At 67.2% G+C, this 21,741-nt stretch carries 21 protein-coding genes; 4 read left to right on the forward strand and 17 right to left on the reverse strand.

Annotated features, from left to right (window positions below):
* Positions 1-23 precede the first annotated feature (23 nt).
* The 7 genes from CFB45_RS10890 to mltG all read right to left on the reverse strand — a co-directional run bounded on the left by CFB45_RS10890 (position 24) and on the right by mltG (position 6,124).
* A complete protein-coding gene (locus CFB45_RS10890) occupies positions 24-1,196 on the reverse strand; it encodes a mechanosensitive ion channel family protein (protein WP_089425601.1) in 1,173 nt (390 codons plus the stop codon).
* Positions 1,197-1,285: 89 nt separating this feature from the next.
* A complete protein-coding gene (locus tag CFB45_RS10895) occupies positions 1,286-1,642 on the reverse strand; it encodes a Rap1a/Tai family immunity protein (RefSeq protein WP_006485939.1) in 357 nt (118 codons plus the stop codon).
* 119 nt (positions 1,643-1,761) lie between these two features.
* A complete protein-coding gene (locus CFB45_RS10900) occupies positions 1,762-2,472 on the reverse strand; it encodes an ankyrin repeat domain-containing protein (RefSeq protein ID WP_089425602.1) in 711 nt (236 codons plus the stop codon).
* Between the two features lie 43 nt (positions 2,473-2,515).
* Positions 2,516-3,295 (reverse strand): TatD family hydrolase, encoded by a 780-nt coding sequence (locus tag CFB45_RS10905; RefSeq protein ID WP_089425603.1) that lies wholly within the window; start codon positions 3,293-3,295, stop codon positions 2,516-2,518.
* A gap of 141 nt (positions 3,296-3,436) precedes the next feature.
* On the reverse strand, positions 3,437-4,465 hold the full coding sequence (locus CFB45_RS10910) for a DNA polymerase III subunit delta' (RefSeq protein ID WP_069248155.1): 1,029 nt from the start codon (positions 4,463-4,465) through the stop codon (positions 3,437-3,439).
* Between the two features lie 19 nt (positions 4,466-4,484).
* Entirely contained in the window at positions 4,485-5,105 is a 621-nt protein-coding gene (tmk, locus tag CFB45_RS10915) for a dTMP kinase (RefSeq protein WP_039367036.1), read from the reverse strand.
* A complete protein-coding gene (gene mltG, locus CFB45_RS10920; protein ID WP_089425604.1) occupies positions 5,105-6,124 on the reverse strand; it encodes an endolytic transglycosylase MltG in 1,020 nt (339 codons plus the stop codon). Before mltG ends, tmk begins: the two co-directional genes overlap by 1 nt.
* A gap of 77 nt (positions 6,125-6,201) precedes the next feature.
* Between mltG and ygfZ the strand changes: the two genes are divergently transcribed.
* On the forward strand, positions 6,202-7,236 hold the full coding sequence (gene ygfZ / locus CFB45_RS10925) for a CAF17-like 4Fe-4S cluster assembly/insertion protein YgfZ (RefSeq protein ID WP_089425605.1): 1,035 nt from the start codon (positions 6,202-6,204) through the stop codon (positions 7,234-7,236).
* Positions 7,237-7,312: 76 nt separating this feature from the next.
* Positions 7,313-8,158, forward strand: a complete 846-nt coding sequence (locus CFB45_RS10930) for an NRDE family protein (RefSeq protein ID WP_089425606.1) — start codon at positions 7,313-7,315, stop codon at positions 8,156-8,158.
* A gap of 20 nt (positions 8,159-8,178) precedes the next feature.
* On the opposite strand, the gene CFB45_RS10935 is transcribed toward CFB45_RS10930, so the two are convergent.
* The 5 genes from CFB45_RS10935 to CFB45_RS39430 all read right to left on the reverse strand — a co-directional run bounded on the left by CFB45_RS10935 (position 8,179) and on the right by CFB45_RS39430 (position 10,865).
* Complete coding sequence (locus CFB45_RS10935) at positions 8,179-8,619, reverse strand: GNAT family N-acetyltransferase (protein ID WP_089425937.1); 441 nt, start codon at positions 8,617-8,619, stop codon at positions 8,179-8,181.
* 51 nt (positions 8,620-8,670) lie between these two features.
* A complete protein-coding gene (locus tag CFB45_RS10940; protein WP_089425938.1) occupies positions 8,671-9,630 on the reverse strand; it encodes an alpha/beta hydrolase in 960 nt (319 codons plus the stop codon).
* 173 nt (positions 9,631-9,803) lie between these two features.
* On the reverse strand, positions 9,804-10,283 hold the full coding sequence (locus CFB45_RS10945; RefSeq protein WP_046545900.1) for a PaaI family thioesterase: 480 nt from the start codon (positions 10,281-10,283) through the stop codon (positions 9,804-9,806).
* Positions 10,280-10,594: a Dabb family protein gene (locus CFB45_RS10950; protein ID WP_027787175.1), complete on the reverse strand. Its 315-nt coding sequence runs from the start codon at positions 10,592-10,594 to the stop codon at positions 10,280-10,282. Before CFB45_RS10950 ends, CFB45_RS10945 begins: the two co-directional genes overlap by 4 nt.
* A 148-nt stretch (positions 10,595-10,742) precedes the next feature.
* Entirely contained in the window at positions 10,743-10,865 is a 123-nt protein-coding gene (locus CFB45_RS39430) for a hypothetical protein (RefSeq protein WP_256978201.1), read from the reverse strand.
* A 243-nt stretch (positions 10,866-11,108) separates the two neighbouring features.
* Between CFB45_RS39430 and CFB45_RS10960 the strand changes: the two genes are divergently transcribed.
* Entirely contained in the window at positions 11,109-12,032 is a 924-nt protein-coding gene (locus CFB45_RS10960; protein ID WP_089425608.1) for a recombination-associated protein RdgC, read from the forward strand.
* A 272-nt stretch (positions 12,033-12,304) separates the two neighbouring features.
* Here CFB45_RS10960 and CFB45_RS10965 read toward each other — a convergent pair whose 3' ends face one another.
* The gene (locus CFB45_RS10965; RefSeq protein ID WP_089425609.1) at positions 12,305-12,835 is read right to left on the reverse strand and encodes an isochorismatase family protein; all 531 of its coding nucleotides are present in this window, start codon (positions 12,833-12,835) and stop codon (positions 12,305-12,307) included.
* Between the two features lie 814 nt (positions 12,836-13,649).
* Here CFB45_RS10965 and CFB45_RS10970 point away from each other — a divergent pair.
* Complete coding sequence (locus CFB45_RS10970) at positions 13,650-15,794, forward strand: hypothetical protein (protein WP_089425610.1); 2,145 nt, start codon at positions 13,650-13,652, stop codon at positions 15,792-15,794.
* Positions 15,795-15,955: 161 nt separating this feature from the next.
* Here CFB45_RS10970 and CFB45_RS10975 read toward each other — a convergent pair whose 3' ends face one another.
* The 4 genes from CFB45_RS10975 to CFB45_RS10990 all read right to left on the reverse strand — a co-directional run bounded on the left by CFB45_RS10975 (position 15,956) and on the right by CFB45_RS10990 (position 21,605).
* Complete coding sequence (locus CFB45_RS10975) at positions 15,956-17,356, reverse strand: GGDEF domain-containing protein (protein ID WP_089425611.1); 1,401 nt, start codon at positions 17,354-17,356, stop codon at positions 15,956-15,958.
* A gap of 261 nt (positions 17,357-17,617) precedes the next feature.
* Positions 17,618-18,796 carry an acetyl-CoA C-acyltransferase gene (locus tag CFB45_RS10980; RefSeq protein WP_089425612.1) on the reverse strand — a complete coding sequence of 393 codons (1,179 nt, stop codon included), beginning with the start codon at positions 18,794-18,796 and terminating at the stop codon, positions 17,618-17,620.
* A 51-nt stretch (positions 18,797-18,847) separates the two neighbouring features.
* The gene (gene pncA, locus CFB45_RS10985) at positions 18,848-19,480 is read right to left on the reverse strand and encodes a bifunctional nicotinamidase/pyrazinamidase (protein ID WP_046545910.1); all 633 of its coding nucleotides are present in this window, start codon (positions 19,478-19,480) and stop codon (positions 18,848-18,850) included.
* 40 nt (positions 19,481-19,520) lie between these two features.
* Positions 19,521-21,605, reverse strand: coding sequence for a 3-hydroxyacyl-CoA dehydrogenase NAD-binding domain-containing protein (locus CFB45_RS10990; protein WP_089425613.1), 2,085 nt, complete (start codon positions 21,603-21,605; stop codon positions 19,521-19,523).
* Positions 21,606-21,741 lie beyond the last annotated feature (136 nt).

Here is a 21,741-nt window from a genome sequence, read left to right on the forward strand (position 1 = left end):
GAGGGTGAGCGTGCGGGCCGCTGTCAGCGGCCTTCGGCGGTCTGCGGGTCGGCCGCGGTATTGGCCGCCGTGCTGGCGGCAGGCGAGCGCGCGTGCGGCCGTTCGGGATTCGGCGCGTCCGGCGCGGCATCGTGCGGATACAGTTCCATCCGGCTGCGCGGCAGGCATTGCGGATAGCGGTCCTGCAGGTAGGCGATCAACCCTTCGCGCACGCGGCAGCGCAGATCCCAGCACGATGACGAGTCGGCCGCGCTGACGAGCGCGCGCAACTGCATCGTGCGCTCCGTCGCGTCGGTCACCTGCAGCACCTGCACGCGGCCATCCCACTCCGGCGCCGCGTGGACGAGCCGCGCGAGTTCCTCGCGCAGCGGCGCGAGCGGCGTGCGGTAATCGACCGACAGATAGACCGTGCCGATGATTTCCGAGCTGCTGCGCGTCCAGTTCGTGAACGGGTTCTCGATGATCCATTGCAGCGGCACGACGAGGCGCCGCTGGTCCCACAGCCGCACCGACACGAACGACCCGGTGATTTCCTCGATACGCCCCCACTCGCCCTGGATCACGACCACGTCGTCGAGCCGGATCGGCTGCGTGAGCGCGATCTGCAGCCCGGCGATCAAGTTGCCGAGCACCGGCCGTGCGGCAATACCGGCGACCAGGCCCGCGACGCCCGCGGACGCCAGCAGGCTCGCGCCGACCTGGCGCACGTTCGGGAACGTCATCAGCGCGGCGCCGGTGCCGATGATCACGATCAGCACCATCACGGTCCGCACGAGTACCTTGGCCTGCGTATGGATGCGCCGGGCCTGGAGGTTGTCGGCCGTATCGATCGGATGCGCCTGGATGATGGCATCGCCGACGCCGGCCGCCAGCCGCACCAGCAGCCACGTGAGCGAAACGATGGAGCCGACCGCCGCCGCCGTGCGCATGCCGCGCACGAACGCCATGCCGTCGTCGGCCTGGACCCACAGGAATTCGAGCGCCAGCAGCGCGAGCACGACGAGCGACGGCCGGTCGATGTAGCGCAGGATCGCGCTCATCAACGGATACGGCTGCGCGATGCGCTTGACGATGCGTGCGCCGAGACGGTGCACGACCGTGACGACCAGCAAGACGATGACGGACACGGCCAGCGTGCCGAGCCATGAATGCAACGGCGCATCGGTGATGCGCTGCAGTTCCTCGATTGAAATCATCGGCGCCCGTGGGTTGTGAGGCGCGCACGCCTCGTCCTGGATGCGTCGGCGACGCCCGGGCCGCGCGCGGGCCCGGACACGGCGTCAGGTCAGTTGCCGCTCCTGCAGGGAAACGCCTTGCCGAGACCGAGCGACACCGCGGTGCTCGCGTTGTAGTCGGCCAGCTTCGGATTTTCCGCGATGTACTTGCGCACCGCGTCGGTCATCTGCTGCGCCCGGATGTCGGGCGGCAGGCAGAAATACTGGCCGACCCGCGGCCCCGTCGTGCCGCCGATCGCATCGATGGTGTTGTAGACGCCGTCGGCGGCTCCTTCGATGTAGGCCGCGCACGACGCCCGCGATTTGACGTCCGTCTTCGCGCACAGCCGGTCGAGATCAGCGCCCGTGAAAGCCGCCGCCGACAACGGCACGGCAAACGCCGCGGCACAAAACATTGCGCGCAACATGGTGTTCCTTATGTCAATGCGGCCCGAGGCCGCCTGCTGCCTTGGCCGGCGCGGCGCCGGGACGCCCTGCTCCGGCCGGAATCCGGCCGGGCGGGCACCGTCTGCCGCACCGAAAACCGTCATTTTGCACTCTTTTGCGCCTCTGCCGGCGTCGATGCCCCGATGCGGGTCGTCCGCTTGCTCAGGATCTCGATCGCGTCCGGCGCGTTGTAGTGCTTCGCGAATTCGAGCGCGGTGATGCCGAGCTGGTTCTTCACCTGCGGATCGGCGCCCTGGTCGAGCAGCAGCGTGACCGTCGACGGATGGTTGCCGCGTGCGGCCATCATCAGCGGCGTCGTGCCGTTCGGCGAGGCGGTATCGATGTACGCGTCGTGGTCGAGCAGCAGCTTCACGACTGCGTCCTGGCCATTGGTGGCCGCGTAGTGCAGCGGCGCCCAGCCCTTCTTGCTGACTTCCGCGCCCTTGTCGATCAGCAGCTTCGCGAGGCCGACGTCGCCGTTCAGCGACGCGAGCATCAGCGCGGTTTCGCCGGCCTTGTCTTCCTTCTCGAGGTCGACGTTCGGCGTCGTGGCGAGCGCCGCCGCGACCTTGTCGGACTTCTCGCGCGCGGCGATCACGATCAGCGGGTCGCCGTTCGGCGCGATCGTGTTCGGGTCGAGCTTGCCGCTCTTGAGCTGCTTGCCGATGTCGGCGATGTCGTCGAACTTGACGGCCTTGACGATCGCATCGAGCGATTCGGCATGCGCGCCGGCTGCCGCGAACAGGCCGCTCGCGACGAGCGCGGCGGCAACGAGTGCGCGTTTCGGCAGATGGTTGGTCGGCTTCGTCATTGTTGTGGGCTCCTTCCCTGGGTTGTCGGCTGCGCGCCCGTCGTTAGAGGGCGATCTTGAACAGCCGGAAAAAGTTCTGCGTCGTCGCATCGGCGAGCGCCTCGACGGCGATCCCGCGCTCGGATGCGATAAAGCGTCCGACATGGCTGACGTACGCAGGTTCATTCGGCTTGCCGCGATACGGCACCGGCGCGAGGTACGGCGAGTCGGTCTCGATCAGCAGCCGGTCGAGCGGCACGCGCCGCGCGACGTCCTGCACGTCGGTCGCATTCTTGAACGTGACGATGCCCGACAGCGAGATATGGAAGTTCTGCGCGAGCGCCTGCTCGGCCACCGGCCACGGCTCGGTGAAGCAGTGCATCACGCCACCCGGCACGTCCGCGCGCTCCTCGGCCATGATCCGCAGCGTGTCTTCCGACGACGAGCGCGTGTGGATGATCAGCGGCTTCATCGTCGCGGTCGCCGCGCGGATATGCGTGCGAAAGCGTTCGCGCTGCCATTCCATGTCGTCGATCGAGCGGCCTTCGAGCCGGTAGTAGTCGAGGCCCGTTTCGCCGATCGCGACGACCTTCGGGTGCGCGGCCAGCTCGACGAGCTCCGCGAGCGTCGGCTCGTGCACGTCCTCGTGATCGGGATGCACGCCGACCGACGCATAGACGTTGTCGTGCGCGTCCGCGATCGCCAGGACCTCCGGCAGCGTCTCGAAATCGACCGACACGCACAGCGCGTGCGTGACGTCGTGCTCGCGCATGTTCTCGAGAACGGCCGGCAGGCGGTCGGCCAGGCCCTTGAAATTGATATGGCAGTGAGAGTCGACGAACATCGTGTTTCCTGAATACGTAAGGCGGGCGCTCATGCGCTCGCCGGCATGCGGCAACGGGCGGCGTTCGCGGGCCGGACGGCCGCGGTCGCGTCGCGCCGTGGGCCCGTCATCGTTTCGCAACCCACGAGAAACAATGCCGGGTCATGCGAACATTTCCCGGTATCCGAGAAACAATTCCTCGAATACGAGCCGCGCGTTGAGCGGATGGTTCTCGACCGTCCGCTGCCGCGTCACGGCCTTCATGAAACGGGCGAACGCGTTCGCATCGACCGCTTCCGCGCAGCGCGCGAGCGCCGCCGCGTGCATCGGGAAGTAGCGCGGCGCGCCCGCCATCCGCTGCGCGAGCAGATCGTACAGCCAGCGCTGCAGCCAGCCGAGCACCAGCGGCACCGGCAGTTTCTGCAGCGTCTCGCCGCACGCGAACGGGTCGCAGGCCGCCCCGGCCGCGAGCTGCCCGAGCGTGTAGTCGCGCAACGGGCGGTTCTCGTCGCTCGCGAGCGCCAGCGCGGCGAGCGGCGCACCGCCGGCCTCGGCGAGCAGCGCCGGCGCGTGATCGACGCCCTGCGCGGCGAGCCAGGCCGCGGCCGCGTCGGGCGCCGGCACCGCCATCGGCCACTGCCGGCAGCGGCTGATGATGGTCGGCAGCAGGCGGTCGATGCGCGCCGACACGAGCAGGAACACGACGCCGGACGGCGGTTCCTCCAGCGTTTTCAGCAGCGCGTTCGACGCGGCGACGTTGAGCGCTTCGGCCGGATACAGCACGACGACGCGCGCGCCGCCGCGGTGCGAACCGACCCCGCAGAAGTCGAGCAGCGCACGCACCTGCTCGATCTTGATTTCCTTGCTCGGCGCCCGCGTCTTCTTGCCGCCTTCGTCCGCGTCGGCCGCCTTCGCGTCGTCCGCGGCGCCCGGCGCCTCGCCCGCCAGCGCCTCGGGCAGCACGATCCGGTAATCCGGATGGTTGCCCTGCGAGAACCAGGTGCAGGCCGCGCAGGTGCCGCACGGCTCGCCGTTCGGCTGCGGCGATTCGCACAGGAAGCCCTGCGCGAGATGCTGCGCGAACTGCAGCTTGCCGATCCCGGCCTGGCCATGCAGCAGCAGCGCGTGCGGCCATTGCGCACGCAGTTGCTGCAGGCGGTTCCAGTCGTCGGTTTGCCACGGATAGATCATGGGGTGCGTTCCTTGCGAATTACAGCGCGGCGAGCACGCGTTCGAGCTGCTGGCGGATCTCGGGAATCGTCTGCGTCGCGTCGACGATCGCGAAGCGGTGCGGCGCTTCTTCCGCGCGCCGCAGGTACTCGCTGCGCGTGCGCGAGAAGAACGCGTCGGATTCGCTCTCGAACTTGTCGGGCATGCGCGCGGCGCCGCGGCGCTCGCTCGCCACCTGCGGCGCGACGTCGAACAGCACCGTCAGGTCGGGCTGGAACCCGCCCTGCACCCAGCGCTCGAGCGTCTCGAGCTTGTCGCGCGGCAGCCCGCGGCCGCCGCCCTGGTACGCGAACGTCGCATCGGTGAAGCGATCGGATACGACCCAGTCGCCGCGCGCGAGCGCCGGCTCGATCACGAGCGCGAGATGCTCGCGGCGCGCGGCGAACATCAGCAGCGCTTCCGTCTCGAGATCCATCGGCTGGTTCAGCAGGATCTCGCGCAGTTTCTCGCCGAGCTGCGTGCCGCCCGGCTCGCGGGTGACGACGACTTGCCGGCCGGCCGCGGCCAGCTTGCCCTGGAGGCGTTCGCAGAACCATTGCAGGTGGGTGGTCTTCCCCGCCCCGTCGATGCCTTCGAACGTGATGAATTTACCGCTCGCCATTATTGACCTCGTATGTACTTGTCCACGGCCTTGTTGTGGTCGCCGAGCGTGTCCGAGAACACGCTCGTGCCATCGCCTTTCGCGACGAAATAGAGCGCGCTCGTCGGTGCCGGGTTGATCGCCGCCTGCAGCGCGGCCACGCCCGGCAACGCGATCGGCGTCGGCGGCAGCCCGCGTCGGGTGTAGGTATTGTAAGGAGTGTCGGCCTGCAGGTCGCGCTTGCGCAGGCGGCCGTCGTACGCATCGCCGAGCCCGTAGATCACCGACGGATCGGTCTGCAGCGGCATGCCGATGCGCAGCCGGTTCGCGAACACGGCCGCGACGAACGCGCGGTCGGCCGCATGGCCCGTTTCCTTTTCGATGATCGACGCGATCGTCAGCGCTTCGTAAGGCGTCTTGTACGGCAGGCCCGGCACGCGCGCGGCCCAGGCCTCGTCGAGACGCGTCTGCATCAGATGGTACGCGCGCCGGTAGATGTTCAGGTCGCTCGTGCCCTTGTCGAACAGATAGGTGTCGGGGAAGAACAGCCCCTCGCCGCTGCCGCGCTGCACCGCGCTGTCCGGCGCGCCGATCGCGCGCAGCAGCTCGGCGTCGCTCATGCTGGCCGTCGCGTGCGCAAGATCGGGGTTCGAGTCGAGTTCCGCGCGCATCCGCTTGAAGGTCCAGCCTTCGATGACCGTTGCGACGTACTCGTTCACGTCGCCGCGCGCGATCTTCTGCAGCACCTCGTAAGGCGTGATGCCGGTCTTGAATTCGTAGTTGCCGGACTTGAGCCGGCTCGACAGCCCGAGCACGCGCGTCATCGCGACGAAGCCGAGCGGCGCGACCGGCACGCCGCCACGCTTCAACTGCAGCGCGACGCTCTTCACGCTGCTGCGCGGCTTGATCGTGACGTCGAGCGATGCCGAACCCAGCAGCAGCGGCCGGGTTGCCCAGTAATACCCGCCGCCCGCGCCGGCAGCGGCCACGACGACGGCCAGCGCCACGATCGTCGCGGCGCATTTCTTCAGTAGGGACATGGAAACGTGACTCAGGTAAGACCCATATAATACTTGCTCGCCTCCGTCAAAGTCAGGGTTGACTGTTCCCTCATTCCATGAGCACACCGTTCGCTTCACCGGCAGTCCAGGCCGCACCCGCCTCGCTCCCCGTTTTCCCCCGTCCGTCCGCCGCCGATTTCGATGCGCCGGGCGCCTGCATGCCGTTGCCGCAGTTCGGCGTGATCGACGTGGCCGGCGATGATGCCGCGACGTTCCTGCACAGCCAGCTCACCAACGACATCGAACATCTCGACGCCGCGAGCGCGCGGCTGTCCGGCTATTGCTCGCCGAAGGGGCGCCTCCTCGGCTCGTTCCTCACGTGGCGCGCCGGCCACGGCGTGCGCCTGCTGGTGTCGAAGGACGTGCAGCCCGCCGTGCAGAAGCGGCTGTCGATGTTCGTGCTGCGTGCCAAAGCGAAGCTGACGGATGCGAGCGACGCGCTCGCGGTGGTCGGCTTCGCGGGCGACGTGCGCGACGCGCTGTCGGGCATCTTCGACGCGCTGCCGGACGGCGTGCACGTGAAGGTCGACGGCCCCGCCGGCACGCTGATCCGCGTACCCGATGCAGCCGGCCGCAAGCGCTATCTGTGGATCGGCCCGCGTGCCGAAGTCGACGCGCGCATCGCCGCGCTCGGCGGGTCGCTGCCGGTCGTGTCGCCGGCCGTCTGGGACTGGCTCGACATCCGCGCGGGCGAACCGCGCATCACGCAGCCGGCCGTCGAACAGTTCGTGCCGCAGATGGTCAACTTCGACGTGATCGGCGCCGTCAACTTTCGCAAAGGGTGCTACCCGGGCCAGGAAATCGTCGCGCGCAGCCAGTACCGCGGCACGATCAAGCGCCGCACGGCGCTCGCGCACGTCGCCGGCGAGACCGATACCGTGCATGCCGGCGTCGAGCTGTTCCACAGCGACGATCCCGGCCAGCCCTGCGGGATGATCGTCAACGCGGCGGCCGCGCCCGCGGGCGGTGTCGACGCGCTCGTCGAGATCAAGCTCGCCGCGCTCGACAGCGGCACGGTGCACCTCGGTGCGGCCGACGGCCCGGCGCTCGCGTTCGATACGCTGCCGTACGCGTGGCCGACGGAAGCGTGATGCACTGACAACCCGTTCGCGCGCCGGCTCGCGAGTCGCAGCCGGCACCCGATGTTTCCTCCGAGAGATTCGCCCGATGTGTCTGATTGCCTTCGACTGGCAGCCCGATGTCGCCGCCGGTCCCGTCTTTACCCTCACTGCCAATCGTGACGAGTTCTTTCGTCGGACCAGCGCGCCGCTCTCGTGGTGGGAAGATGTACCGGGCGTGCTGGCCGGCCGCGATCTCGAAGCGGGCGGCACGTGGCTCGGCGTATCGCGCGACGGCCGTTTCGCCGCGCTGACGAACTACCGCGCGCCGTTCGACATCCGCGCGGGCGCGCCGACCCGCGGCAAGCTCGTGTCCGACTTCCTCGGCGGCCCGTCCGTCGCGCCGCTCGACTACCTCGGGCGGCTCGCGGAGCATGCGGCCGTCTACAACGGCTTCAACCTGCTCGTCGGCGACTGGCGACGGCGTGAGCTCGCGTGGTTCTGCAATCGCGCGCCCGAAGGCGAAAGTGCTGTCTCCGCACCCGTCGCGGTCGCGCCCGGCGTGCATGCGTTGTCGAATGCGCGACTCGATACGCCCTGGCCGAAAGTGGTGCGCAAGCGCGCGGAGCTCGGCACGCTGCTCACCGACAATCCGACCCCGTCGCTCGACGAACTGATCGCGCTGATGCGCGACCCGCATGTCGCGGACGACGACGCACTGCCGCACACCGGCATTCCGATCGAGCGCGAGCGTGCGCTGTCGGCTGCGTTCATCGAGACGCCTGAATACGGTACGCGCGGCACGACCGCGCTGCGCGTCACGATGAAGGAAGGCGTGCGGCTGACGGTCGAGATCAAGGAGCGCTGCGACGACGACGGCTCGCACCGCACCGTTCGCCCGGGCACGTTCGAGCGCGCGTTCACGTTCGACCTCGACGCCACGCCGCCGCGCTGAGCACGCGAGCAGGCGCCGCGCTACGGCGCGCGCGCCATCTCGACGTGCGGCACACCGGCTTCGACGAACGGTTCACCGACCGCCGCGAAGCCGTGCCGCAGGTAGAACGACACGGCCGAATCCTGCGCGTAGAGCCGTACGACGATTTCGCCGCGACGCCGCGCCGCCTCCAGCAGCGCGTTCAGCACCGCTGATCCGACGCCCTGCCCGCGCGCATCGGCCAGCACCGCGACGCGGCCGATCGTGCCGGACGGCAGCAGCCGCCCCGTCGCGACCGCGCGGCGCGCGCCGGTCGCCGCATCGACGCGGTACGCCACCGCATGAAGCGACAACGGATCGTCGTCGTCGAGTTCCCATTCCGGCGGTATCTGCTGCTCGCGCACGAATACCGCGTCGCGGATCCGCGCGGCGTCGCCGCCCAGGACCGTCCAGTCGCCCGTTTCCACCTCGCCGTTCGTCATCGCAGCCCTCATGCGGCGCATACGCCGCTCAACCACCGCCGTCAAACGTTGTCAAACGTCGTCGAATGCGGCCTTCAACGCCGCGACCGCGTCGGCATGCGCGGCCCGCACCTCGGGCACGTAGCCGCCCATCTTGAAGAATTCGTGGATCATCCCCGGATAGCAGACCAGCGTGACCGCGTTTCCCGCCGCGCGCAACTTCTCCGCATACGCGGCGCCTTCGTCGCTCAACGGATCGTATTCGGCCGTCGCAATCCACGCCGGCGCAACGCCCGCGAACGACGGCGCATCGCGCGTGCCGTCGAGCGGTGCGAAACGCCAGTCGTCGCGGTCCGCCCGATCGCGCACGTATTGCGTGAAGAACCACTGGATCGTGTCCTGCGTCAGCAGGTAGCCGTTCGCGAGCCGTGCATGCGATTCGGTATCCTGGAAGCCCGTCACGCCCGGGTAGATCAGCATCTGCAGCGCAACGCGAATGCCTGCGTCGCGTGCGAGCACCGCGCAGACGGTCGCGAGTGTGCCGCCCGCGCTGTCGCCACCGACGGCCAATCGTTCGGCATCGATGCCGAACGTGGCCGCTTCGCGATGCAGCCATTGCAACGCGTCGTCGGCGTCGTTCACCGCGGTCGGAAACCTGTGTTCGGGCGCGAGCCGGTAGCCGACCGACAGCACCGCACATTGCGCATCGTGCGCGAACATCCGGCACAGCGCATCGTGCGTATCGACGCTGCCGACCGTGAAGCCACCGCCGTGGTAGTAGACGAGCGCGGGCAGCGGCTCCGCGAGGCTCGGCGCGACCGGCAGGTACAACCGCGCGCCGATCGTGCGGCCATCGCGCGTCGGCACGACGCACGCCTCGACCGAATGCATCGGCGCCGGTGCGACGTCGAGGATCGGCGCGCTCTTCTCGTACGCGGCGCGCGCCTGCTGCGGCGTCTGGTGGTGATAGGACGGACGTTTCGCGCGCTCGATCATGTCGAGCACCTGGGCGATCTTCGGATTCAGCGGCATCGGTGAGGACGGCGCCTGCGGGGCACCGTGAACGGACGAGCGTGCATGATGCCATGCGCGCGCCAGGCGGGCGTGATGCGCCGTGTGTTGCGACATTCCGCGGTGGGCGATACACGCCGCAAAACAAAACGGCCCTGCCTGTGAAAAGGCAGGGCCGCCGTGCGTCCGGGCGCTTACGCGTCGCTCGGGCCGGGCTGGGCGTCCGGCGCCGTGCGCGAACGTTGCCGCTTGATGTCGCGGCCCACCGCGAGCCGCCGCATGTACTTGAACGTGCCGAGCGCCTTCGCGACGAAATTGCCGTCGCTGTCGCGCACTTCGCCTTCGCAGTACGCCATCGTCGTCGAGCGATGCATCACGCGCCCGTAAGCGCGCAGCTCGCCGCGCCCCGGCTGCATGAAGTTCACCTTCATCTCGACCGTGACGACGCCGATACCGTCGTCGGTCAGGCTGCGTGCGGCCATCGCGAGCGCGATGTCCGCGAGCGTCATCGTCACGCCGCCGTGCGCGATGCTCCACGTGTTCATGTGCCGCTCCTCGAGCGGCAGCACAATCTCGCTTGCGCCGTCCTTCGCGGACACGAGCTGCACGCCGAGCATATCGACGAACGGGCTTTCGATCGACGGGCCGTCCGTCGGGGTTGCCGCGTCGCTCATCGTGCGCTGTCGACGATGTAGTCGACGCACTCGCGCGATTCGGCCACCGCGACGACGAATTTCTTCACTTCCTGGTGAACCGGATGCACCTGGTAGGCATCGAGTGCGGCCTTATCCGCGAAATCGGATACCAGCACGATGTCGGCGGTCGCGTCGAGGCCGGGCGTCGCCACGCCGACATCGATCTGCAGCGTGCCCGGCACGAGGTCGCGGCAGCCTTCGAGCTTTTCCTTCAGCTTCAGCGCGTTTTGTGCGCGCGTCGCGCCTTCGGCCGATTCTTTCAACTTCCACATGACGATATGACGGATCACTTCGGTTGCTCCTGTTCGTTCCGGTTCGGCGACTTGCCTGTCACCCTTGCCAATCGGGCATCTTACGCCCTTCGGCCGCTCGCTTGCGTTCGCCGGAAGTGGCATCCGGCCGAGCAAGATGCGGGTAATAAAGCGGGTATCGTTTCGCTCACCCGAAGGCGATACCCGCTTTATTACCGTGCCACATGATGCCATCAAGTTCCGACCAGCGAAGGCAGACGACAAGCCTACCAAACTTGCCGACTTCGATGGGCTGGATCTGTTGGTGCATCCATCCGGCTCCAGGCTCTGGCGATACACGTACTGAATTGCCGGGACGGAGAATCTCCTTGCTATCGGCGAAGGCAAAGCAACTTTTCGAGCCGGCGTCGCTCCCGTTCCGTGGCGAATTTGGTGAGCGATGCCCACCTACCCGGCACGACATCCATCAACGATCGGACCGTCACCTCGAGCAACCGAATCCGCACCCGAAGCATCACCGTCATATAGAATGGTGCGCTTTGCCCGTACTCCTATGTGGTTCAAGAACCTTCAGCTTCATCGTCTTCCTGCACCTTGGGCCGTTACCCCCGATCAGATGGAAAAATGGCTGGCGCCCCACGCGTTCCAGCCGGGCACCAGCGTCGAGATGCAGAGCCATGGATGGGCGTCGCCGCGTGACGACGGCGCACTCGTGTATTCGATCAACCGGCAGATGTTGCTGACGTTTCGTGCCGAGAAGAAGCTGCTTCCAGCGTCGGTCGTCACTCAGGTGACCAAGGCCCGCGCGCTTGAAATCGAGGAGCAGCAGGGCTTCAAGGTCGGACGAAAACAGATGCGCGAACTCAAGGAGCAGGTGACCGACGAACTGCTCCCGCGCGCGTTCACCATTCAGCGCGATACCCGCGTGTGGATCGATACGGTGAACGGCTGGCTCGTCATCGATGCGGCTTCACAGGCTGTTGCCGACGACGTTCGCGGCCTGCTCGTCAAATCGATCGATCAGTTGCCGCTCGCCGGTGTTCAGGTGGTGCGTTCGCCGGTCGCCGCGATGACGGATTGGCTGTTGTCCGGCGAGGCGCCGGGCGGATTCACCGTGGACCAGGACGCCGAATTGCGCTCGAGCGGCGAAGGCGGCGCCACGGTGCGATATGTCGGCCACGCGCTGGAAGCGAACGACATGCGCCGGCACATCGAGGCCGGCAAGCAATGCATGCGCCTGGCGATGACCTGGGACAACCGGATCTCCTTCGTGCTGACGCCGTCGCTGACGATCAAGCGCGTGACGCCGCTCGACGTGATCAAGGAAGCGGCGGATCCGACCGCGCAGAACGACGATGAACGCTTCGACTCGGATGTCACGCTGATGACCGGTGAATTGGAGCGGATGTTGGCCAGCCTCATCGATATCCTGGGTGGCGAGCAGCGCGACTCGGCGCATCAGGCGGCAGCGGCCTGAATGCTGTCGGCGGCCGAGAAACCTCACCCTCAACGACGGCGAGGTTTCGAGCCGGCGCGACAGTTCGACGAGAACTGTCGTCGCGCGGTCGGAGGGTCGCGACCAGGCGTTCACGCACGATTCTTCTCCGTGTCGCCCTCCGACGCGAGGATGCCGCCCACGACCGCCGGCAGCCAGCCTGCCAAACCTGACGGGGCCAATGCGCCGACATCCCGAGATTCGCGCATCCGGCTCCAGGAACGCTGTTCCCGTCAGCGCACGAGCGCCGCGACTCACTTGATCAGGCGCAGCACCTCGCGAAAACGCGGATGGCGGCTGGAACCCAGCCATTCGAACCCGATCATCTCGACCGTCGCGATTTGCACCCCCGCTGCCCCGAGCCGGGCGATCCCCGCGTCCCGGTCGATCGTCCTGCGCGAACCCACGGCATCGCTGACCACCGTGACTTTGCGGCCGCTGCGCAACAGCCCGAACGCCGTTTGCAACACGCACACGTGCGCCTCGCAACCGGCGACGATGACGCTGTCGCGCCCGGCCGGCAATGCGTCGACCAGGCCCTCCGCGCATGCGTCGAAATGGTCCTTGACGACGGTGTGCGAGCACAGCTCCTTGATCTCCGGTACGTTCCGGCCCAACTGGACGGGGCTCTGCTCGGTACCCATCACCGGCACCCCGAGTATCTGCGCAATACGGGCAAGTCGGACAGCCTGCGTGACGACGGATGACCCTTCGTGAATCACCGGCATCAGCCGCGTCTGAAAATCAACCAATACGACCACTGAATCGTCGGGCACGTGCAGCACGGTGCATTCTCCGGAGTGAAGGCGACGTCAACCACCATCGGCCATCGATGAAAAGTCGCTCGGTCGCAAGATCGTCAGCCCCGCAGACGACGAATATCGAATCGCATCAATGGCCGACTGCTCCAATTCGGTAAACGGAAGCGGTCTCCAAGACTACCAAACTTGCCGGCGCCATTGACGCGATCGCATGGAGTCCGGTTCTCGGGATCACCCATCGGTTCGGTCGCAGGAACGCCGGTTGCTCACCGCTCCGTATCGCCGCATCCATCGCATTCCGTTTGCACCGCCCGAGACACCGCGACAGGCAAACCGCCACCATTCAATCCCGGTTCGTAATCAATCACCAATACCGACATCGATTGCCAATCGATTTTCACCAAACTCGATAATCAGAACATCTCCATTTCTCCGTGAAACCGCATATTTTACCGACCCAACAAGCAAGAATTGCGACCTCATTCCGGAACACTATTCGAAAACCATCAAATCATTATTGACTTCGACTTTATCCGAACTTTAGAATCCCCTACGACAGCTTACGTTTCGTTTTTCACGCCGTGCACGCCCTAATGTCGGCACGGCACCGGAACGCCAACAGAGAAGTGTTTCATGCCTGGCCGGGGCAGCGCCTCCTTTTGCTTTCAATTCCGGCATTAACCATCAACCGGTTAATTACCATTCAATTCACCCCAGAAGCACGCCCGGATTAATTCCGAATTTCCCAGGAATTCCGCAATACCGGACGAAGCAGGTCGAGCACCCGCTCATTCGATAATTCTCATAAAAATCGCCAGTCAGCAGGAGGGACATCAACATGCATCGCCTTGCGAAGTCGCTGTGTCTCGGATTCATCTGCGCCGGCCTGCTCGCGGCCTGCAATGACGACGACGTCAAATCGAGCACCCCGCCGTCGAACAACGCCGCACTGTCGTTCCGCATGGACACCGGCGGCCAGATCAACGCGTTCTACCGGCAGGACAAGGTCGCCGCACACCTGCTGGTGCGCTCGTCGACGAAGCCGCGTCTGCTCGTGGTCTTCCCCGCCGGCAACAGCGGCACCGGGCTGTGGTTCGACGACACCGCGCAGCCGGTGAACTGGAGCCTCGACACGCCACCGTCCGCGCTATCGGCACCCGACGCGCACGGCCGTCCGCTGTACGGCATCGGCGCCGACGTGTCGGTGGACACCAACACGCTGACGATCCGGCAGGGTGTGCTCAGCAACGTGCGCTTCCTGCGCGACTTCAACGGCGGCGCCACGATTCCGCAGGAGATCCTCGCCGCACCGACGGTTCAGGGCAGCGCCGCGCAATGGCAACGCGACCGGATCGACGGCGCGCCCGGCTATTCACTGCGCATCACGCTGCGCGACGGCGGCAGCATCACGCCGGCAGCGGGCGGCAAGCTCGTCCTGAGCGCACCGGCGGGCTCGCACACGCTGCGGCTGCATGTCGATGCGCTGTCGGGCGAGACGCCGTTGTCGCCGATCACGCGCGCCGACCTGCTCGCGCCCTCGGTGAACCCCGACCCGGTGAGCCAGAACGTGCTCGAATTCCTGAGCTTCCACGACAAGCTGCTGGCCGGCTCGTGGCAGTACGACACCTACTTCGGCCGCGACACGCTGATCTCGGTCCGCATGCTGATGCCCGTGCTCGAGCCCGCGGCGATCGAGGCCGGCCTGTCGTCGGTGCTGAGCCGGCTGTCGATCGACGGCAAGGTCGCGCACGAGGAAGGGATCGGCGAATTCGCGCTCGTCGACAACCAGAAGAACGGGCGGCCGAACGATCCGACGCCGACCTACGACTACAAGATGATCGACAGCGACTACCTGCTCGCGCCGATCGCGGCCGCGTGGCTGATCGACGATACGCGCGGCCAGGCCCGCGCGGCCGCCTATCTCGCGCAGCGCGGCAGCGACGGGCAGACCCTGGGCAGCCGCCTGGTCGTCAACCTGCTGCACGTCGCGGCGACCGCGCAGCCGTTCGCGCAACAGCCGACGGTCGCGAACCTGATCCACCTGCGGCCCGGCGAAATCGTCGGCAACTGGCGCGACAGCACCGACGGGCTCGGCGGCGGCGTCTATCCGTATGACGTCAACGCGGTGCTCGTGCCGGCCGCGTTGCGCGCGGCGAACGCATTCCTCGCGCGTGGCCTGCTCGATCCGTATCTGGATGCCGGGCAGCGCGCGACGCTCGCCAACACGGCGAACCAGGCGGCCGCGTGGGAAACGCAGGCGCCGCCGCTGTTCCAGGTCAGCGTGCCGGCCGCACAGGCGGCCACCGACGTGTCGGCCTATGCGCCGTCCGCGGGCGTGCCGGCCGGCGCCGCACCGGGCACGCCGCTGGCGTTCTACGCGCTGTCGCTCGATCAGCAGGGCAACCCGATTCCGGTGATGAATTCGGACGGCGGCTTCGCGCTGCTGTTCGGCACGCCGCCGGACGACGAGCTTCAGCGGATCGTCACCGACGTCACGCGGCCGTTTCCGACCGGGCTCGTGACCGATGCCGGCATGCTGATCGCGAACCCGGCCTATGCGAATCAGGCGCTGTGGCCGAAATTCACGAGCTCCGCGTATCACGGGACGGTGATCTGGTCGTGGCAGCAGGCGATGTGGGTGGCCGGGCTCGATCGCCAGCTCGCGCGCCAGGACCTGTCGGCCGCGACGCGCACGCTGCTCACGCAGGCACGGCAGACGATCTGGCAGGTGATCTCGAACGGGCGCGACATGCGCACGTCGGAGATGTGGACGTGGTCCTACGTGAACGGCAAGTACCAGACCGATGCATTCGGCACGCGCAGCGCGGACGCCACCGAGGCGAACGCGGCACAGCTCTGGAGTACGACGTATCTCGCGATCCGCGACCCGCAGCAGCGCGCGGGCAAGTACTGGTGGCAGGCGTCGCAGCGGATGCAGGATGCGCAGCCGAAGCAGAGCGCGGCGGCGCTGGCAACGCGGTAGCGCGTCGCCGGTCGCGTGCCGACCGGACATGCAAAAGCCCCGGGGCATGACCGCCTCCGGGGCTTCGTCAGAAATCGAGGCGCTGGACACAGCGTCTGTACGCCCGGGTGGCCGAATGTTCCGCGTCCGTTCACCCGCGCCCGTGTGCCGCGCCCGCCGTATCACCGCGCCACGACCCGGTTCCGCCCTTCCCGCTTAGCCTGGTACAACCGTTCGTCGACCACGCGCAGCAACGCATCGACCGTGCTGCCGTCGGCCCCGTATTGCGCGACACCGACACTGACCGTCACCTGCACGCGCTTGAAATCGAGCCCGAACGGCGAACTCGCGATCGACGAGCGCACGCGTTCGGCCGTCATCCGCGCGCCTTCGAGCGGCATGTCCGGCAGCAGCGCCATGAACTCCTCGCCGCCGACCCGCGCGAGCCCGCCGGCCGGCCGGATCGCATCGAGGCACTGGCGCACCACGCCGCGCAGCACCTCGTCGCCGATCTGATGCCCGTACGCATCGTTGATGTTCTTGAAATTGTCGAGATCGAGCGCGAGCAGGCAGAACGGCGTGCCGTCGCGCTCGGCCCGCACCATCTCGCGCTCGACCTGCGCGATGAACTGCCGGCGGTTCGACGCGCCCGTCATCGGATCGGTCGCGGCCATGTATTCGAGCTTCTGGTTCGTGCGCCGCAGCTCCTGCAGCGCACTCTCGGTGCGCGCCATCGATTCCGACAGCCGGCTCATCAGGTCTTCCTGGCTGTAGATCGCCGAGAACGAGCGCGTCGTCTGCAGCGCCTGCACGACACCGTAGCTGAGCAGGAAGAAGCCGCCGGCGAAAATCGCATGCGCGAGCCACCACATGTGATTCCACGGCTTGCCGAGAATGAACGCGAGCGACGACAGCGCGAACGCCATGATCGACACGCCGTAGATCACCATCAGCGGCGAGCGGATCCGCCGCGCGAGCAGCACGGCGACGTTCAGCAGCGAGAACAGGAGCGCGCCGCCTTCCATCGACAGCCGCGTGCCCGGCGCGCCCGCGACCGGCGAATACGCGATGTACGCCACGACGACGTTGACGATCACGAAGAACACGATCCACGGCAGCCACGTGCGCACGCTCGTGCGCTTCTCGAGGCGATCGGGCGGACGCGAATACGACAGCAGGCCCGTGAGCAGCAGGATCGACATCACGAGCCGCGACGCGGGCCCGTACAGCAGGAACAGCCAGATGTTGTGATGCGCCATCCCGGTGAACGCACCGTGCAGCGCATAGATCATCGCGAAGCCGAGAAAGCCAAGTGTCAGCCAGCGCAACAGCGGCTCGCCGGACGACCGGTAGCAGACCCACGTCACGTAGGTGACGAACGCGCCTTCGAGCGTCGCGGCGGCGATCGCGATTTCATGGAACGCGTGGTTCTCGAACACGACGTGCGGATCGCTGAAGAACCACAGATAGGCGATCAGATAGGCGGGCAGCAACGCGAATCCGACCAGCAGGCATTTCGCGTAGAGCCTTGCGGCCGCGCTGACGACGCGCGGCGGTTCCCCGGCTGCATAGGTCGTACTCATTCGGTCCCCGGTCGGTCTGCTGCGTTGGTTCGAACCTTCGCGGCACGGATCGCACGACGCACGATCCGGCCCATCGTGCCGAAAGGCAAATGTCAGAGCAAGTATAGGTGGGGCAATTCGTTTGACAAGTAAGGGGAAACGGCATTGCCGGGCGCATGCCTTTTGCTTCCCGATTGTTTCGAATGGCGGATCGGTCGCGCCGATTCGCGTCGCGGCCGCCGGTCTCGCCGAAGCGAAACCGCGGCCGCTCCGTGCCAAAGATCAGAGGATTTCGAACAGGCCGGCCGCGCCCTGCCCGCCGCCGATGCACATCGTGACGACCGCGTACTTCACGCCGCGCCGCTTGCCTTCGATCAGCGCATGGCCGGTCAGGCGTGCGCCTGACACACCGTACGGATGGCCGACCGCGATCGCGCCGCCGTTCACGTTCAGAAGATCCTCAGGAATCCCGAGCGTGTCGCGGCAGTACAGCACCTGCACCGCGAACGCTTCGTTCAGCTCCCACAGGCCGATATCATCGACCTTCAGCCCTGCCTGCTTCAGCAGCTTGGGCACCGCGAACACGGGGCCGATGCCCATCTCGTCCGGCTCGCAACCGGCCACCGCGAACCCGCGGAACACGCCGAGCGGCTGCAGCCCCTCGCGCTGCGCGGCGTCGGCGCTCATCACGACGCAGGCCGACGCGCCGTCCGAGAACTGGCTCGCGTTGCCCGCGGTGATCACGCCACCCGGCACGGCCGACCGGATCTTCGATACGCCTTCGAGCGTCGTGTCGGGGCGAATCCCTTCGTCGGCCGAGACCGTCACTTCCTTCGTGAACAGACGGCCCGTCGCCTTGTCGGCCACGCCCGCGAGCACGGTGATCGGCACGATCTCGTCACGGAAACGCCCGGCTTCCTGTGCCGCCGCCGCGCGCAGTTGCGACTGCACGCCGTACTCGTCCTGCCGCTCCTTCGAGATGCCGTAGCGCTTCGCGACGTTCTCGGCCGTCTGCAGCATGTTCCAGTAGATCTCGGGCTTGTGCTGGACGAGCCAGCCTTCCTGGATCATGTGGTGGTTCATCTCGTTCTGCACGCACGAGATCGATTCGACGCCGCCCGCGACATACACGTCGCCTTCGCCCGCGATGATCCGCTGCGCGGCCAGCGCGATGGTCTGCAGCCCGGACGAGCAGAAACGGTTCACCGTCATCCCCGGCACCGTCACGGGCAGCCCCGCGCGCAGCGCGATCTGCCGCGCGATGTTCGCGCCGGTCGCGCCTTCGGGGTTCGCGCACCCCATGATCACGTCCTCGACGCGTGCGGGGTCGAGCTTCGCGCGTTCAACAGCGGCCGCGACCGCGTGGCCGCCGAGCGTCGCGCCGTGCGTCATGTTGAACGCACCGCGCCAGGATTTCGCCAGCGGCGTGCGGGCGGTCGATACGATTACGGCTTCGGTCATGCGAGTCTCCTTCGGTCCTGCTTCATGTCCTGAATCAGATGGGGAATTGCGCTACGCCGCCGGGCGTGCGCCCGCGGACGTCACATGCGCGACGCCCGCTGCCTGCATCTGCTGCCATGCGTGGGCGAGCGACCCGTTCAGGTCGATCGCGCGGCACGCATCGTTGATCACCGCGGCTTCGAAACCGGCCGCGCGCGCATCGAGCGCCGACCACGCGACGCAATAGTCGGTCGCGAGCCCGCAGCACCACACGCGCTTCGCGCCGAGCTCGCGCAGATAACCCGCGAGCCCGGTGCGCGTCGTGCGGTCGGCTTCGACGAACGCGGAATAGCTGTCGACCTGCGCGTCGCCGCCCTTGCGGATCACGAGCCGCGCGTGCGGGATGTCGAGATCGCGATGCAGCGCCGCGCCGTCGGTGTCCTGCACGCAGTGCACGGGCCACAGCACCTGCTCGCCGTACGGCAGCGCGAGCGTGGAGAACGGTTCGCGGCCCGGGTGATTCGCCGCGAACGACACGTGCTCGCGCGGGTGCCAGTCCTGCGTCAGCACGACCTGGTCGAAGCGTTGCGCGAGCGCGTTGATCACCGGCACGACCGCGTCGCCGTCCGGCACCGCGAGCGCGCCGCCCGGCATGAAGTCGTATTGCACGTCGATCACGAGCAGGACGTCGTCGGTGCGTTTCATTGCGTTTCTCCGGGTGTGCGTGGCGCCGCGATCCGGCGCGTCAGCCGTTGAACCCGCGGCCGGCCTTCGCGAGTTCCGCGATCGACGGCGCGAGCTGCCATGCGTCGCCGTTCGGTGCCGCCGCATAGCGGCGAATCGCGCGCTCGACGTTGTAGAGGCCGACCACGTCCGCGTACAGCATCGGGCCGCCGCGCCACAGCGGGAAGCCATAGCCGGTCAGGTAGACCATGTCGATGTCGGACGCCTTCGACGCGATCTTCTCCTCGAGGATCTTCGCGCCTTCGTTGACGAGCGCGAACACGAGCCGTTCGACGATCTCGTCGTCGCCGATCTTGCGACGCTCGACACCGCGCTCCTTCGAGTATGCGACGACCATCTCGTCGACGAGCGACGACGGCTTCGCCTTGCGATCGCCCGGCACGTAGTCGTACCAGCCGGCGCCCGTCTTCTGGCCGAAGCGGCCCTGCTCGCACAGGCGGTCGGCGATCTTCGAGTAATGGAGATCGGGCTGCTCGACGTAGCGGCGCTTGCGGATCGCCCAGCCGATGTCGTTGCCGGCGAGGTCGCTCATCCGGAACGGGCCCATCGCGAAACCGAATTTCTCGATCGCACGATCGACCTGCGCGGGCAGCGCGCCTTCCTCGAGCATGAAGAGCGCCTGGCGGATGTACTGCTCGATCATCCGGTTGCCGATGAAGCCGTCGCACACGCCCGACACGACCGCCGTCTTGCGGATCTTCTTCGCGACGGCCATCACGGTGGCGAGCACGTCCTTCGCGGTCTGCGCGCCGCGCACGACCTCGAGCAGCTTCATCACGTTCGCCGGGCTGAAGAAGTGCATGCCGACGACGTCCTGCGGACGCTTCGTGAACGCCGCGATCTTGTCGACGTCGAGCGTCGACGTGTTCGACGCGAGAATCGCGCCCGCCTTCGCGACTTCGTCGAGCTTCTTGAACACCTGCTCCTTCACGCCGAGTTCCTCGAACACGGCCTCGACGATCAGGTCGGCGTCCTTCAGGTCGTCATAGGACAGCGTCGGCGTGATCAGCGCCATGCGCGCGTCGAGCTTCTCCTGCGAGAGCTTGCCCTTCTTCACCTGCGCATCGTAGTTCTTGCGGATCGTCGCGACGCCGCGCTCGAGCGCGTCCTGTTTCGTCTCGAGCAGCGTGACGGGCAGCCCGGCGTTGACGAAGTTCATCGCGATCCCGCCGCCCATCGTGCCCGCGCCGATCACGCCGACGCGGCGGATCTCGCGCAGCGGCGTATCGGCCGGCACGTCGGGAATCTTGCTCGCGGCACGCTCGCCGAAGAACGCGTGCCGCAGCGCGCGGCTTTCCGGCGTCATCATCAGCGCGACGAAACCCTCGCGCTCGGCCACGCTGCCCTTGTCGAAGCCGTGCAGCACGCCGGCCTCGATCGCGTCGATGCACTTGTGCGGTGCGGGGAAATTCGATGCGGCGGCCTTCGCGGAATTGCGCGCGAACTGGATGAAGCCGGCGGCGTTCTCATGGACGATCTTGCGATCGCGCACGCGCGGATGCGGCCCCTTCTGCGCACCGACCTTGCGGGCGAACGCGACGGCCGCGTCGAGCAGGTCGCCATCGGCCATTTCGTCGAACAGCCCGCTCTTCGCGAGTTGCTCCGACAGCACGGGTGCGCCCGACACGATCATGTTCAGCGCGGTTTCGAGCCCCACCGCACGCGGCAGGCGTTGCGTGCCGCCCGCGCCCGGCAGCAGGCCGAGCTTCACTTCGGGCAGCGCGACCTGCGTGCCGGGCGCGGCAATGCGGTAGTGCGCGCCGAGCGCGAGCTCGAGGCCGCCGCCCATCACGACGCTGTGCAGCGCCGCGACGACGGGCTTCGCGCTCGCTTCCACCGCGCGGATCACGGTGTGCAGCGTCGGCTCCTGCAACGCCTTCGGCGTATTGAATTCGGTGATGTCGGCGCCGCCCGAGAATGCGCGTCCCGCGCCGGTCAGCACGATGGCTGTCACCGACGGATCCTGCGCGGCGCGATCGAGCGCGTCCATGACGCCCTGACGGGTCGACAGGCCGAGCCCGTTGACGGGCGGATTGTTGAGCGTAAGGACGGCCACGCCGTCACGAGTCGAGTAATCCACTGCCATCTGCCTGCCTCCATGCATCGCGCGCCGGGGTGGCTGCGCTTCATTGTGCGCGGTCGAACAGCCGCATGTCCTGATGAACGGAGTCAGCATACAACGAAAAAGCACGGTCGTTCAATTTGAATTTTGTCCCCAATCC

This window comes from Burkholderia sp. HI2500 (assembly GCF_002223055.1).
In the GTDB taxonomy this organism is placed as follows: Bacteria; Pseudomonadota; Gammaproteobacteria; order Burkholderiales; family Burkholderiaceae; genus Burkholderia.

Bases quoted from the DNA above. Each gene is read 5' to 3' on its own strand.
- CFB45_RS10890 (WP_089425601.1), bottom strand. From the start codon at position 1,196: ATGATTTCAATCGAGGAACTGCAGCGCATCACCGATGCGCCGTTGCAT.
- CFB45_RS10895 (WP_006485939.1), bottom strand. From the start codon at position 1,642: ATGTTGCGCGCAATGTTTTGTGCCGCGGCGTTTGCCGTGCCGTTGTCG.
- CFB45_RS10900 (WP_089425602.1), bottom strand. From the start codon at position 2,472: ATGACGAAGCCGACCAACCATCTGCCGAAACGCGCACTCGTTGCCGCC.
- CFB45_RS10905 (WP_089425603.1), bottom strand. From the start codon at position 3,295: ATGTTCGTCGACTCTCACTGCCATATCAATTTCAAGGGCCTGGCCGAC.
- CFB45_RS10910 (WP_069248155.1), bottom strand. From the start codon at position 4,465: ATGATCTATCCGTGGCAAACCGACGACTGGAACCGCCTGCAGCAACTG.
- tmk (WP_039367036.1), bottom strand. From the start codon at position 5,105: ATGGCGAGCGGTAAATTCATCACGTTCGAAGGCATCGACGGGGCGGGG.
- mltG (WP_089425604.1), bottom strand. From the start codon at position 6,124: ATGTCCCTACTGAAGAAATGCGCCGCGACGATCGTGGCGCTGGCCGTC.
- ygfZ (WP_089425605.1), top strand. From the start codon at position 6,202: ATGAGCACACCGTTCGCTTCACCGGCAGTCCAGGCCGCACCCGCCTCG.
- CFB45_RS10930 (WP_089425606.1), top strand. From the start codon at position 7,313: ATGTGTCTGATTGCCTTCGACTGGCAGCCCGATGTCGCCGCCGGTCCC.
- CFB45_RS10935 (WP_089425937.1), bottom strand. From the start codon at position 8,619: ATGACGAACGGCGAGGTGGAAACGGGCGACTGGACGGTCCTGGGCGGC.
- CFB45_RS10940 (WP_089425938.1), bottom strand. From the start codon at position 9,630: ATGCCGCTGAATCCGAAGATCGCCCAGGTGCTCGACATGATCGAGCGC.
- CFB45_RS10945 (WP_046545900.1), bottom strand. From the start codon at position 10,283: ATGAGCGACGCGGCAACCCCGACGGACGGCCCGTCGATCGAAAGCCCG.
- CFB45_RS39430 (WP_256978201.1), bottom strand. From the start codon at position 10,865: ATGCACCAACAGATCCAGCCCATCGAAGTCGGCAAGTTTGGTAGGCTT.
- CFB45_RS10960 (WP_089425608.1), top strand. From the start codon at position 11,109: ATGTGGTTCAAGAACCTTCAGCTTCATCGTCTTCCTGCACCTTGGGCC.
- CFB45_RS10970 (WP_089425610.1), top strand. From the start codon at position 13,650: ATGCATCGCCTTGCGAAGTCGCTGTGTCTCGGATTCATCTGCGCCGGC.
- CFB45_RS10975 (WP_089425611.1), bottom strand. From the start codon at position 17,356: ATGAGTACGACCTATGCAGCCGGGGAACCGCCGCGCGTCGTCAGCGCG.
- CFB45_RS10980 (WP_089425612.1), bottom strand. From the start codon at position 18,796: ATGACCGAAGCCGTAATCGTATCGACCGCCCGCACGCCGCTGGCGAAA.
- pncA (WP_046545910.1), bottom strand. From the start codon at position 19,480: ATGAAACGCACCGACGACGTCCTGCTCGTGATCGACGTGCAATACGAC.
- CFB45_RS10990 (WP_089425613.1), bottom strand. From the start codon at position 21,605: ATGGCAGTGGATTACTCGACTCGTGACGGCGTGGCCGTCCTTACGCTC.